The 13,285-nt window shown below is 62.7% G+C and carries 12 protein-coding genes and 1 pseudogene; 3 read left to right on the top strand and 10 right to left on the bottom strand.

What is annotated here, in order from left to right; translation table 11 throughout:
* A pseudogene (locus V3W39_RS26960) lies at positions 1-191 on the bottom strand (hypothetical protein); the annotation flags it as partial.
* Positions 192-206: 15 nt separating this feature from the next.
* Positions 207-1,082 (bottom strand): LysR family transcriptional regulator, encoded by an 876-nt coding sequence (locus V3W39_RS26955; protein ID WP_177121013.1) that lies wholly within the window; start codon positions 1,080-1,082, stop codon positions 207-209.
* Between the two features lie 132 nt (positions 1,083-1,214).
* On the opposite strand from V3W39_RS26955, the gene ampC reads away from it, so the two are divergent.
* Positions 1,215-2,366, top strand: a complete 1,152-nt coding sequence (gene ampC, locus V3W39_RS26950) for a class C beta-lactamase (RefSeq protein WP_330213694.1) — start codon at positions 1,215-1,217, stop codon at positions 2,364-2,366.
* Between the two features lie 137 nt (positions 2,367-2,503).
* Here ampC and dctM read toward each other — a convergent pair whose 3' ends face one another.
* The 8 genes from dctM to V3W39_RS26910 form a co-directional block, all read right to left on the bottom strand.
* The gene (dctM, locus tag V3W39_RS26945) at positions 2,504-3,784 is read right to left on the bottom strand and encodes a C4-dicarboxylate TRAP transporter large permease protein DctM (protein WP_010169752.1); all 1,281 of its coding nucleotides are present in this window, start codon (positions 3,782-3,784) and stop codon (positions 2,504-2,506) included.
* The gene (locus V3W39_RS26940) at positions 3,784-4,416 is read right to left on the bottom strand and encodes a TRAP transporter small permease (protein WP_177046732.1); all 633 of its coding nucleotides are present in this window, start codon (positions 4,414-4,416) and stop codon (positions 3,784-3,786) included. The genes dctM and V3W39_RS26940 overlap by 1 nt, the downstream gene beginning before the upstream one ends.
* A gap of 174 nt (positions 4,417-4,590) precedes the next feature.
* A complete protein-coding gene (locus V3W39_RS26935) occupies positions 4,591-5,574 on the bottom strand; it encodes a TRAP transporter substrate-binding protein (protein WP_167664734.1) in 984 nt (327 codons plus the stop codon).
* Between the two features lie 251 nt (positions 5,575-5,825).
* Entirely contained in the window at positions 5,826-6,641 is an 816-nt protein-coding gene (locus V3W39_RS26930; RefSeq protein WP_330213693.1) for an HpcH/HpaI aldolase/citrate lyase family protein, read from the bottom strand.
* 14 nt (positions 6,642-6,655) lie between these two features.
* The gene (locus V3W39_RS26925) at positions 6,656-7,852 is read right to left on the bottom strand and encodes a CaiB/BaiF CoA transferase family protein (protein ID WP_259201242.1); all 1,197 of its coding nucleotides are present in this window, start codon (positions 7,850-7,852) and stop codon (positions 6,656-6,658) included.
* 9 nt (positions 7,853-7,861) lie between these two features.
* The gene (locus V3W39_RS26920) at positions 7,862-9,211 is read right to left on the bottom strand and encodes an MmgE/PrpD family protein (protein ID WP_330213692.1); all 1,350 of its coding nucleotides are present in this window, start codon (positions 9,209-9,211) and stop codon (positions 7,862-7,864) included.
* Between the two features lie 10 nt (positions 9,212-9,221).
* Positions 9,222-10,385 (bottom strand): acyl-CoA dehydrogenase family protein, encoded by a 1,164-nt coding sequence (locus V3W39_RS26915; protein WP_177046740.1) that lies wholly within the window; start codon positions 10,383-10,385, stop codon positions 9,222-9,224.
* 31 nt (positions 10,386-10,416) lie between these two features.
* Positions 10,417-11,235, bottom strand: coding sequence for an FAS1-like dehydratase domain-containing protein (locus V3W39_RS26910; protein WP_330213691.1), 819 nt, complete (start codon positions 11,233-11,235; stop codon positions 10,417-10,419).
* A gap of 263 nt (positions 11,236-11,498) precedes the next feature.
* Here V3W39_RS26910 and V3W39_RS26905 point away from each other — a divergent pair, with 263 nt between their 5' ends.
* Positions 11,499-12,410 (top strand): LysR family transcriptional regulator, encoded by a 912-nt coding sequence (locus tag V3W39_RS26905; protein WP_177046744.1) that lies wholly within the window; start codon positions 11,499-11,501, stop codon positions 12,408-12,410.
* A 34-nt stretch (positions 12,411-12,444) separates the two neighbouring features.
* Entirely contained in the window at positions 12,445-12,930 is a 486-nt protein-coding gene (locus V3W39_RS26900; RefSeq protein WP_330213690.1) for a GFA family protein, read from the top strand.
* The last annotated feature ends 355 nt before the right edge of the window (positions 12,931-13,285 follow it).

Here is a 13,285-nt window from a genome sequence, read left to right as displayed (position 1 = left end):
CGCACTCCAGCGGGAGCAAGCTCCCTCGCCACAGCAAGCCCCCTCACCACAGCAAGCTCCCTCACCACAGCAAGCTCCCTCACCACAGCAAGCCCCCTCACCACAGCAAGCCCCCTCACCACAGCAAACTCCCTCACCACAGCAAACTCCCTCACCACAGCAAGCTCCCTCACCACAGCGAACTCCCTCACCACAGGTCGCAGGACCTAATTCACAGCCATTTCGCGCAACCATGCCTTGAACGCCGCCATCGCCGGTGTCTCGGCCCGCGACTGCAAGCGCGTCAACCAGTAACTGCCGGTGGTAATGCCCACCTCGAACGGCTGGCGAATCACATCCGTCGCCAGCTGCCGGCTGAACATCATCGCCGGGGCCAACGCCACACCTGCACCTTGCAGCGCGGCTTCCATCATTGCCAGGGATGAATCAAACACAATGCTGCGGGGCACCAGCGTGTCAGCCGGCAGCCCAGCGGCCAGGAACCATTGCGTCCATTCATCCGCGCGGTAAGAGCGCAGCAAGGTGTGCTTCAACAGGTCCGCCGGGGCCTGCAACTGGCGGGCAATCTGCGGCACGCACAGCACTGTCAGCGGCGCTTCGAGCAACTGGCACGCCTCGGTGCCATGCCACGCTCCAGCGCCAAAACGGATCGCGTAATCCAGCCCCTCGGCGGCCACATCGACCCGGTTGTTGTTGGTGGACAGACGCAAGTCGATAAACGGGTAGCGCGCCTGGAAGTCCGCCAGCCTGGGCAACAACCAGCCCACCGCAAAGGTGCCCACCGCGCCTACCGTCAACACTTCGCGGTAATGCCCGGCTTCAAACTGGCCTAAGGTTTGCGCAATCCGGTCAAAGGATTCACGCAGCACCGGCAGCAAGGTTTCGCCTTCGCTGGTAAGCATCAGGCCCCGGGGCAAGCGTTTGAACAGCGTGACATTGAGCTGCGCCTCCAGGCTTTTCACCTGGTGACTGACCGCCGCCTGGGTGACGCACAGCTCAATCGCGGCCCGGGTAAAACTCAAATGCCGCGCAGAAGCTTCGAAAGCCCGCAGCGCGTTGAGGGGCAAATGGGAACGGAGCATAACCTGACCCTAAATTTTCTAATGACTGCTGCGAGATATCATCGTTTGTCGTAGCCGCACAATCTGCCTAAATTTGCGGCGCCCGCGCAGGTATTGGTCATCAACACATCACCTTATGGAAGCCGGATCATCATGTACGAACGTTCTTCAAAAGCACCAAGAGTCGCCATACTCGCCTTATTGCTCGGCGCGGGCAACTGCATGGCGGCCGCAGACCTGCGCCAGGTCGTGGACGGAACCATCGAACCGCTGATGCAGCAGCAAGACATTGCCGGCCTGTCGGTAGCGGTGATCCAGAACGGCAAGGCGCAATACTTTAACTACGGCGTCGCAAACAAGGACAGCCAGCAACCGGTCACCGAAAACACCCTGTTTGAAATCGGCTCGGTGAGCAAGACCTTCACCGCCACCCTCGCAGGCGTTGCCCTGGCGAACGGCAAGCTGAAACTCTCGGACCCGGCCAGCCAGTACCTGCCGGCGTTGCGTGGCGACAAATTTGACCACATCAGCCTGCTCAATCTCGGCACCTATACCGCCGGTGGCCTGCCACTGCAATTCCCGGATGAGTCCGATAACGCCAGCAAGATGATCAGCTATTACCAGCACTGGAAACCGGATTTCGCCCCCGGCACCCAACGCCTGTACTCCAACCCGAGCATCGGCCTGTTCGGCCACCTCGCCGCCCAAAGCCTGGGCCAGCCGTTTGACCGGCTGATGGAGCAAACGCTGCTGCCCAAACTCGGCCTCAAGCACACCTTCATCACCGTGCCGAAGGCGCAGATGAACCTGTACGCCCAGGGTTACGACAAGGCCGGCAAACCGGTGCGTGTCGGCCCGGGCGCCCTGGACGCCGAGGCCTACGGCATCAAGACCAGCACCTCGGACCTGATTCACTACGTTGAAGTCAACATGCACCCGGCCAAACTGGAAGAGCCGCTGCAACAGGCGATTGCCGCGACGCACACCGGTTATTACACGGTGGATGGCATGACCCAGGGCCTCGGCTGGGAGATGTACCCCTACCCGATCACCCTGGACGCCCTGACTGCAGGCAACTCGGCCCAAATGGCCTTCCAGCCCCACAAGGTCAACTGGCTGACACCACCACAAGCGCCCCATGCCGACACGCTGGTGAACAAGACTGGCGCCACTGGTGGCTTTGGCGCCTACGTGGCGTACGTGCCGAGCAAAGGCCTGGGGGTGGTGATCCTGGCGAACAAGAACTACCCGAACGCCGAACGGGTGAAAGCGGCCCATGCGATCCTGAGTGCGATGGATAAATAAAACCCTGCACACATCAAATGTGGGAGCGGGCTTGCCCGCGATGGCGGTGTATCAGTTGGCACATGTGCTGGCTGACACTCCCTCATCGCGGGCAAGCCCGGCTCCCACATTGTTTTGTGGTGTGCTTTAAGTTGGGTTTACATCCCCAGCCAGTGCGGCAAGGCCAGCGAGATGAACGGCAGGTAGGTCACCATGATCAGGAACACCAGCAGGATCATCAGCCACGGCAACGCCGCGCGGATGGTCTGGCCCAGTGTCAGCCCGGTCACCGCCGAGGTCACAAACAGGTTCAGCCCCACCGGCGGGTGCACCAGGCCAATCTCCATGTTGACCACCATCACGATCCCCAGGTGAATCGGGTCGATCCCCAGCTTCATCGCGATCGGGAAGAAGATCGGCGCCAGGATCAACACGATGGCCGACGGCTCCATAAAGCTGCCCGCCACCAGCAGCACCACGTTGACCATGATCAGGAAACCAATCGGCGTCAGGCCTTCGGAGATCACCCACGCGGTGATTTCCTGGGGGATCTGCTCAGTGGTCAGCACGTGGGCGAAGAGCATGGCGTTGGCGATGATAAACATCAGCATGATCGCCAGGCGCCCGGACTCCAGCAGGACTTTGGGGCAGTCCTTGATCTTCATGTCCTTGTAGACGAACAGCGCGACAAACGCCGAATACACCGCCGCCACCGCCGCCGCTTCCGTCGGGGTGAACATGCCGCTGTAGATACCGCCCAGGATGATCACCAGCAGCAGCAAGCCCCAGAACGCCCGGCGGGCACAGGTCAGCCACTCGCGGAAGGTCGCCCGTGGCTGGGCCGGCAGCTTCTTGATGCGCGCGACGATGTAGATCGCGACCATCAGCATCAGGCCCAGCAACAGGCCCGGGATCACCCCGGCCATGAACAGCTTGCCCACCGAGGTTTCGGTGGCCGCCGAATACACCACCATCACAATCGACGGCGGAATCAGGATGCCCAGGGTACCGGCGTTGCAGATGATCCCGGCGCCGAATTCCTTCGGATAGCCCGAGCGCACCATGCCCGCCACGGCAATCGAACCCACCGCGGCCACCGTCGCCGGCGATGAACCCGACAGCGCGGCAAACAGCATGCACGCCAACACCGCCGCAATCGCCAGGCCGCCGCGGATGTGCCCGACGCAGGCGTTGGCAAAGTCGATCAACCGTTGCGCCACGCCGCCGGTGGTCATGAACGCACCCGACAACAGGAAGAACGGAATCGCCAGGAAGGTATAGGCGTCCGAGGTTTCAAACAGCTTGATCGCCAGGGAACTCACCGAGTCCGGGCTGAACATCAGGATCGACACCGCGCCCGACAAGCCCAGGGAAATCGCGATGGGCACGCCGAGGAACATGAACACGAACAGCAGCAAAAACAGACACAGAACGGCCATCAGTGACGCTCCTCATGGCTGCCGGCCAACTTGCTGGCTTCACCGGCTTCGTCGGCTAGGCCCAGCCCGGTTTGGCGGTGGGTGAAGATGCGATAGAAAATTTCCAGGTAGCGGATGAACACCAGGGCGAAGCCGATGGGCACGATCACCACGATGTCGCTGACATCGATGCCGAACTTGTCGAGGTCTTCGGCGCCGATACTGGCGGTCATCACCGCACTCAGCCACTTGTAGCTGGCGACCATGAACAGCCCGGCGTACGCGAGGCAGCACAGGCAGGCCAGCATGCCCAGCAGGCGCTGGACCCGGCGCGGCGTCAGCTTGACCAGGGCGTCCACGCCAAGGTGGCCGGCGGTGCGCACGCCGTAGGAAATACCGAAGAAAATCAGCCAGCCGAACATGGCCTTGGTCAGCGCCACGCTCCAGGTCATATCCTGGGCCCAGCCCATGGTGTGGTCACCCAGGGCGTTGAAGAAGCCGCTGCTCCACGCCCACTTATCAGCGAGGGCAAAGAACAGGGTATAGATGTTGTTGAGCATGACGTAGACAAAAGTCACCAGGGTCATGGCGGCCAGCAGGATGGCGATAAAGCCTTCCTCCAGGTGCTCCCAGATGCGCCTTAGCGTTTGCATGGCAAAACCTCGCGAAACTGGACGGGGATATTCACGACAAGTCACTGACGAAACCGGATCAATGTGGGAGCTGGCTTGCCTGCGATGCGGGCGACTCGGTCTTTCAGGAACACCGAGGTGATGCCATCGCGGGCAAGCCCGCTCCCACAGGAGTCGGGCTGTGTCAGCGATCGGTTACTGGTTCGACGCGTCGGCGGCCTTGATCAGGTCCGCCCCGATTTCACCTTCAAACTTCTGCCACACCGGGCGCATGGCTTCGCGCCACAGCTGGCGCTGCTCGGGGGTCAGTTCGATGATTTCGCTGGTCTTGGCGTCGATGATCTTCTGCTTGGCCGACTGGTTCAGCGCTTCGGCCTGTTTGTTCACCTCGACGGTGACTTCGACCATGATCTGGTCCAGGGTGGTGCGCACGTCCGGCGGCAGGCCGTTCCAGAACTTGGCGTTGGTGATCACCATGTAGTCGATCAGGCCATGGTTGGATTCGGTGAAGTACTTCTGCACTTCGTTGACCTTCTGGCTTTCATAGTTCGACCAGGTGTTCTCGGTGCCGTTGACGGTGCCGGTCTGCAAGCCCTGGTACACCTCGGCAAAGCTCATCTTGCGCGGGTTGGCGCGGATCGCCTTGAACTGCTCTTCCAGCACGCTTGAGGCCTGCACGCGGAACTTCAGGCCACGGGCATCCTTGGGCTCACGCAGTGCCTTGTTCGACGACAATTGCTTGAGACCGTTGTGCCAATAGGCCAGGCCGAGGATGTTCTTGTCTTGCATCGAGGTCAGCAGCGCCTTGCCCTGGGCGGCCTGGAAGCGGTCGACCGCCGCCAGGTCGTTGAACAGGAACGGCAGGTCGTAGATCTGAACTTGCTTGGTGTATTGCTCAAACTTGGCCAGGGACGGCGCCAGCATCTGCACGTCTCCCAGCAACAGCGCTTCCATCTCCTTGCCGTCGCCGAACAGCGAGGAGTTGGGGTACACCTCGACTTTCACCCGGCCCGGCAGGCGCTCTTCAGCGAGCTTCTTGAACAGCAACGCGCCCTGGCCCTTCGGGGTGTTTTCTGCGACGACGTGGGCGAACTTGATCACGATGGGGTCGGCCGCCTGGGCCAGGCCCGCGGCAAACAAGGTGGCGGCGCAGAACAGCGCCCGAGAAAGCTTGAGCATGGAAATCACCTTCTTATTGTTGTGTTATAGGGGCAAGGTGCCTGATGTCACGCGTATAGAGAATTTCGAATTTTAGATACCTGCGTTCGGCGTGGACGAACGCCGACCTGGCTGACAACCGAGATCAACTGTAGGAGCTGGCTTGTGTGGGAGCTGGCTTGCCTGCGATGCAGGCACCTCGGTGCTTCAGACAACCCCATTGATCCCATCGCGGGCAAGCCCGGCTCCCACACAAGCCCGTTCCCACATGTTTACGGTTGCGCAGCCAATAATCTTTGAGCCCGCAGCAACACCGGCGCATCGACCATCTGCCCGTCCAACTGGTACGCCCCTGCCCCATGGGCACCGGCCTCCACCACCCGCTTGGCCCACGCCAGATCCTCGGCGCTGGGGGCCAACGCCTGATGAATCACCGCCACTTGCTTGGGATGGATGCACAGCGCGCCGGCAAAACCCATTTCATAGGCATGCCGAATCGAGCGGCGCAGGCCTTCGGGGTCGTCGATGGCCGGGTGCACGCCGTCCAGCGGCGCCACCAGCCCGGCGGCGCGGGAATGCACGATCAAGGCCAGGCGGGCCTGGTCCAGGGCAAACTGGGCGGCCGGGGAATTGCTGCTCAGGTTCAGGTCCAGCGCCAGGTCCAGGCCGCCGAATGACAGGCGCTCCACCGCCGGCGCATGAGCGATTTCCGCCACCGCCAGCAAGCCCCGCGCACTCTCGATGATCGGCCAGATGGCCTTGCCCGTTGCCGCAACCACGGCCACCTGGGCCGCGCTTTCAACCTTGGGCAGCAACACCCCCGCGACCCCGGCGTGGGCCTGACAGAACGCCACATCGGAAAAATGCTCGGGATGCTCCGGCGCGTTGATCCGTACCCACACCCGCGCCGCCGGCGTTGCCTGCAAAAACACCCCGAGGTTGTCCCGGGCCTGGCGCTTGAGCGGCTCTTCCACCGCGTCTTCAAAGTCCACAATCACCGCATCGGCGCCACTGGCCAAGGCCTTGGCAAACCGCTCCGGTCGGCTACCCGGTACAAACAGCGCAGAGCGCACAAGAGAGGTTGGCATCGTTCAATTCCTTATCAGATAACGCCGCGTGCACGCAGGCTGTCGATGGCTTCAGCGGAGTAACCCAGCTGGTCGAGAATCCCCTGGCTGTGCTGTCCCAGCCCCGGCACCGCGTCCATCCGCGGGGTGAACGCGGCATTGCGGGCCGGTGGCAGCAACGAGGGCAACTTGCCCGCCGGGCTGTCGACTTCGCGCCAGCTGTCGCGAGCCTTGAGCTGCGGGTGGTCCCACACGCCTTGCATATCGTTGACTCGGGCGCTGGCGATCTGCGCGTCTTCCAGGCGCTGGATCACGCCCTCGGCGCTCATCTGCGCAAAGCTGTCGACGATGATCTGACGCAGTACCTCGCGGTTTTCCGAACGCTTGAAGTTGGCCGAGAAACGCTCGTCAGTGGCCAGCTCCGGGGTGAGCAGCACTTTGTCGCAGAACGCCGCCCATTCGCGCTCGTTCTGCAAACCGAGCATCACCGTGCCGCCGTCGCCGGTGGGAAACGGCCCGTAGGGGTAAATCGTCGAATGCGCGGCACCTGCGCGCGGTGGCTGGGGTGCGCCGTCGAAGGCGTAGTACATCGGGTAGCCCATCCACTCCACCAGGCTTTCCAGCATGCTGACGTCAATGCGGCTGCCCAGCCCGGTCTTGCCCCGCAGCAACAGCGCCGAGAGGATGCCGCTGTAGGCGTACATCCCGGCGGAGATGTCGGCGATGGAGCAGCCGGCCTTGGCCATCTGGTCTTCACCCGGGCCACCGGTGACCGAGAGAAAGCCGCCCTCGCTCTGGATCAGCAGGTCATAGGCCTTTTTCTTCTCATACGGGCCACCCTCGCCGTAGCCGGAGATGTCGCAGACGATCAGCCGCGGGAAGCGCTCATGCAGCGCCTCGAATGACAGGCCCATGCGTGCGGCGGCGCCCGGCGCCAGGTTCTGCACCAGCACGTCGGCGTCGCCCAGCAGGGCTTCCAGGATGTCCCCGGCATCAGCGTGCTTGAGGTCCAGGGTCAGGCTTTCCTTGGAGCGGTTGGTCCACACGAAATGCGAGGCCAGGCCGCGCACGCGCTCATCGTAGCCACGGGCAAAGTCGCCGGCGCCCGGGCGTTCGATCTTGATCACGCGCGCGCCCAGGTCGGCCAGCTGGCGGGTGCAGAACGGCGCGGCAATCGCGTGTTCCAGGCTGACGACAGTGATGCCGTCCAGCGGTCGTTGATTAGCAGTCATGGCAGCTCCTTAAAGCCAGTGAGCCAGGGAGGCGACGTTGCGCAGATCCCAGACCTTGTCGATCAGCCCGGCGGTTTGCGCGGGTGTGCGGGCGCCGCTGAACTGGGTCAGGCGCTGGAACTTGTCGGCCAGTTCGGCACGGTTCAGGGTGTTGCCGGGATCGCCCTTGGGTTCGTCGATGGCGCCGTGAACGGTGCGGCCATCAGTCGTGGTCACGATCACCCGACCCAGCCAGCGCTGGGGATAGGCACCGTCGACCTCGGGATCGAGGGTCATGCTGACCTTGTCGCGAAACGCCGCCACGGCCCCGTCGTTGAGTGCCAGCTCATGAAATTCCGTCAGCCCGGCCTTGCCATGCACGGCAATCAAACCCAGCACGGTGCCCATGGAAAACTTGGCCTGATGCACCGTCTGCGGCAGCGTCACCCGGCCCAATACGTCGATGGCGCCCTGGTGAACGCGGGTTTCCACATGGGTGATCTGGTCATGGCTGAGGCCTTCACGTTGCATCAGGTCCAGCAGCGCATCGGCGGCCGGGTGGGTGTGGCGGCATGAGGCGTGGAACTTGAACGAGGTTTCCAGCAGCGCCCAGCGGCTGCCGAGGCGATCCGACAGCTTGCCCGGGGCCGCGTCGGTGGACATGCCGGCGGCCATGCCCTGATCACCTTCCAGAATATTGCGCGCACCGGTCAGCCCGTCGGCCGTCAAATAAGCGGCCAACAGACCATCGGCCGCCGCCTTGGCGGTGTGCAGTTGCTTGGAGTCGGCGGCATCCCGCAGGAACTCCCACAGACCGGCCGCCTGAGTACCGGCACTGCCCAGCAGGTTGATGAATTGCTCTTGGTTGAAGTCGAGTAACTTGCCCACCGCGACAGCCGCCGCGAGGGTGCCGACGGTGGCCGTGGTATGGAAGATGCGGTAGTGGGAACGGCCCATGAATTCGCCGATGCGAATCCCGGCTTCGTAACCGGCCACCGAGGCCAGCAGCAACTCGCGACCGGACTTGTCGAGGTCTTGCGCCGCGGCGAAGGCCGCCGGAAACACCACGGTCGCCGGGTGCAATACCGAGCTGTTGTGCAGGTCATCCTGCTCCACCAGGTGCGACGACGCGCCGTTCACCAGCGCGGCAAAATACGCACTGCTGCTGCCCCCGCTGACGATCACCTGCGCGGGACCATTGGCCGGGCCCATCGTGTGGGCATAACGTTCGAACAGCGGGATAGGATGCGCGCCCTTGCTGGCCAGCGCCGAGGCGAGCCAGTCGAGGAACAGGTCCTCGGTGCGGGCGAGTACCTCGTCCGGCAATTGTTCGTACTTCAACTCGGCGAGGAACCGGCACAGCGCTTGGGTATGGCTCATGGTCGGTTCCTCAGAAGCTGCGTGGCAGTTCGAGCAGATGCTCGGCCACATAGGACAGGATCAGGTTGGTGGAGATCGGCGCGACCTGATACAGGCGGGTCTCGCGGAACTTGCGCTCCACGTCGTATTCACAGGCAAAGCCGAAGCCGCCATGGGTTTGCAGGCAGGCATTGGCCGCTTCCCAGGACGCCTTGGCTGCCAGGTACTTGGCCATGTTCGCACTGGCCCCGGCGTTGGCGCCGCTGTCGTATTCCTCACAGGCACGCCAGCGCATCAGGTCGGCCGCTTCGATCTCGATATGCGCTTCGGCAATCGGGAACTGCACGCCCTGGTTCTGCCCGATAGGCCGGCCAAACACCACGCGGTCACGGGCATAGGCGCTGGCTTTCTCGATAAACCAGCGACCGTCGCCGATGCACTCGGCGGCAATCAGGGTGCGCTCGGCGTTGAGACCGTCGAGGATGTAGCGAAAGCCCTTGCCCTCCTCGCCAATCAGGCTGTCGAGGGGCAACTCCAGGTTGTCGAAGAACAGCTCATTGGTCTCGTGGTTGACCATGTTGGCGATGGGCTGCACGGTGAGGCCGTTGCCGATCGCGTCCCGCAGGTCCACCAGGAAGATCGACATGCCTTCGGACTTTTTCTTCACCTCGGCCAGCGGCGTGGTGCGGGCCAGCAGGATCATCAGGTCGGAATGCTGTACTCGCGAGATCCACACTTTCTGGCCGTTGATCACGTACTTGTCGCCACGCTTGATGGCGGTGGTCTTGATCTTGGTGGTGTCGGTGCCGGTGGTGGGCTCGGTCACGGCCATCGATTGCAGGCGCAGTTCGCCGCTGGCGAGCTTGGGCAGGTAGAAGCTTTTCTGCGCTTCGCTGCCGTGGCGCAGCAGAGTGAACATGTTGTACATCTGGCCGTGGACGGTGCCGGAATTGCCGCCGCAGCGGTTCACTTCTTCCAGAATTACCGAGGCTTCTGCCAACCCCAGGCCCGAGCCGCCGTATTCTTCCGGGATCATTGCCGACAGCCAGCCGGCGTCGGTCAGGGCCTTGACGAAGGCTTCGGGGAAGCCTTTTTCTTCGTCAATCCTGCGCCAGTAAGCCGCGTCGAATTCGGCGCACAGGGCGCGCACGCCTTCGCGGATGGCATTCAGTTCTTCGTTGTCATTGGGGTTCATTAACGGCTCTCCGCCTGTTGTTCTTGGAGGTTTATTCGAAATGCAGTTCGGCGCGCTGGGCCAGGCCGTCCGCGTTGCCTGCCCAGAGTTCAGCCACGCCCGGCGCGGTGATGCGCCCGCCGAGTTCAAAGGGTTGCGGGGCAATCAATGGGCGCACGCCGCGATAGGAGAAACGGCGCAACGTGGCCGCCGGGTTCGCCCGGCAAAAGGCCCGCAGGCTCAGGGTGGCGATCAGCGGCCCGTGCACCACCAGCCCCGAATAACCTTCGGTGCCGGTGACGTAGGGGTAGTCGTAATGGATGCGGTGGCCGTTGAAGGTCACGGCGCTGTAGCGGAACAGCAGGGTCGGCGTCGGGTCCACCGCTTCGCGCCAGGCACCATCGGGAAGCACATCACCACTGCCCTGCTTGGGCGGCGTGGGTTCGCGGTAGACGATGTCCTGTTCTTCGCGCAGGGCCAGGCGGCCGTCCTGGGAATAGTCGTGGCGCACGGTGACGAACAGCAACGAACCGGTGCGACCGGTTTTTTCTTCCACCTGGGTGATGGTCGAGACGCGGGTGGCGGCCTCACCGGCCCGCAACGCATGGAAGAACTCGATGCGCCCGCCGGCCCACATGCGGTTGCGGTTATCGGCCGGCGGCAGGAAGCCGCCACGGGCCGGATGACCATCACCGCCCAGGGCGGATTCCGGCAGCGGGTCCTGGAAAAAGCACCATTGCCACAGGGGCGGAACTGCTTCGCCGTCCGCCGGTACGGCTTCGCCAAAGGTGGCGGCGATGCGTTTGAGCAGGTTGTGGCTCAAGTGGTCGTGGGCTGTTTCGCTACGGCCGATCCAGTCTGTGGCGCTCATCAGGTGCATGTCCTCGGGCAGGGAATCTGAGCCGGATCATGCAAGGGCGTAGCCGTTCTGAGAATTTGCATTTCAATAAAGCAGCGTTCGGCTATGCTGAACGCCATCGCCCATAAAAAGATCTCAAGAACCCGGATGATCAATGTGGGAGCTGGCTTGCCTGCGATAGCGCCCTGTCAGTCAACGCTGCTTTGGTTGGCCCACCGCTATCGCAGGCAAGCCAGCTCCCACATGGGTTTTTCGTCGCTGCCCCGGAGCCTTCCATGCACTTTGATCTGGCGGACTTACGCCTGTTTATCCATATCGCCGAATCCCCCAGCCTGACCCAGGGCGCCAAGCGCGCGTTCCTCTCGCCGGCCGCCGCCAGCGCGCGGATAAAGGCCCTGGAAGGCCAACTCGACACCCGCCTGCTGTACCGCGACAGCCGTGGCGTGGAAATCACCCCGGCGGGCGAACGGCTGTTGCACCACGCGCGGCTGATCATGCGCCAGGTGGATTACCTGAAAAGCGAGTTCACCCAATACGGCATCGATTCGGCCGGGCACATCCGCATCTTTGCCAACACCACGGCGGTGACCGAGTTTCTCCCCGAAGTGCTGGCCGGCTTCCTGTCCCAGCGGCCTGGCGTGACCGTGGACCTGCAGGAGCGGTTGTCCCGTGACATCGTGCGGGGTGTGCTGGACGGCACCAGTGACATGGGCATCATCGCCGGCCCGGTGGAAGCCTCGGGTTTGCAGGTGCTGCACTTCAGCACCGACCACCTGGTGCTGACGGTGCCGGTGGGGCATCCCCTGGCAGGCCTGCCTTCGGTGACCCTGGAGCAAACCCTGGCCTATCAACATATCGGCCTGCATGACGGCAGCACATTGCTGAGTTTCCTGCGCGAGCACGTGGAGCGGTTGGGCAAGCATTTGTCGTTGCGCATCCAGATGTCGAGCTTCGAGGCGATCTGCCGGATGGTCGAGGCTGGCGTCGGGATCGGGATCATTCCCGAGTCGGCGGCGGTGCGGCACAGCCGGACCATGCAGTTGGTGACGGTCAGGCTGGATGAGGTCTGGGCGGTGCGCGAGCGCAGTATCCTGGTGCGGGAGTTGGAGGCGTTGCCGGGGACCATTCGTGCGTTGATCGCGACCTTGATGCCGGAGATGGAACCGCCTCGGCTGCCGGGCGCCTAAGCTAAGGTTCATCTTTTGCGAAGGAGATCTGGTCATGCAGCTTGAAGGTTCCTGCCATTGCGGCGCGGTTACGTTCAGTCTTGAGAGTGCGCATCCGTATCCCTATCAGCGGTGTTATTGCTCGATTTGCCGCAAGACTCAGGGGGGTGGCGGGTATGCGATCAACCTTGGGGGCGACGCTGAAAGCCTGAAGGTGCGGGGGCGCAAGTTGATTTCGATTTATCATGCGCGGATGAAGGGGCCTGCTGATAGCCGGGCGCATGCGAGTACGGCTGAGCGGCATTTTTGTTCGCAGTGTGGGTCGGGGTTGTGGTTGTTCAGTCCGCAGTGGCCGGCGTTGATTCATCCGTTTGCTTCGGCGATTGATACGCCATTGCCGGTGGCGCCGGAGCATACGCATTTGATGCTGGGGTCGAAGGCGCCCTGGGTTGAGGTGAGTGTTCGGGCGGGGGATTTGCAGTTTGATGAGTATCCTGAGGAGTCGATTGCCGAGTGGCATGAGCGGTTGGGGCTGGGTTGATTGATTGATTGATTGATTGATTGAGTGAATATCCGTTATTTGGGTGATGGCTACTATTGGTTCCGCTCTTACAGCGGCTCACTTTTGAAAAGCGCAAAAGTAAGCAAAACGCTCTTGCCCCACCACTCGGCACCTCGCTTAGGCTCGGTGTGCCCGCACTCCGGCATTACTCCGCGGGCCGCCGCGACGGGGCGTCCCTGCCCCGTCGCGGCTAAACCGGCGTCCTGCCGGTTTACCCGCTCCGTAATACCTGCGTTCGGCCAGCGTGGTTTAACGGGGCGCCTAAGATCAAGATCAAAAGCAGATCAACAGCACAGCGGCCTACAGGCCGGCTTGAGTGTGGTGAAGCAAAATC

Source organism: Pseudomonas sp. Z18(2022), assembly GCF_036346535.1.
Lineage (GTDB): Bacteria > Pseudomonadota > Gammaproteobacteria > Pseudomonadales > Pseudomonadaceae > Aquipseudomonas > Aquipseudomonas yamanorum_A.
This window is presented reverse-complemented; position numbering and strand designations above follow the sequence as displayed.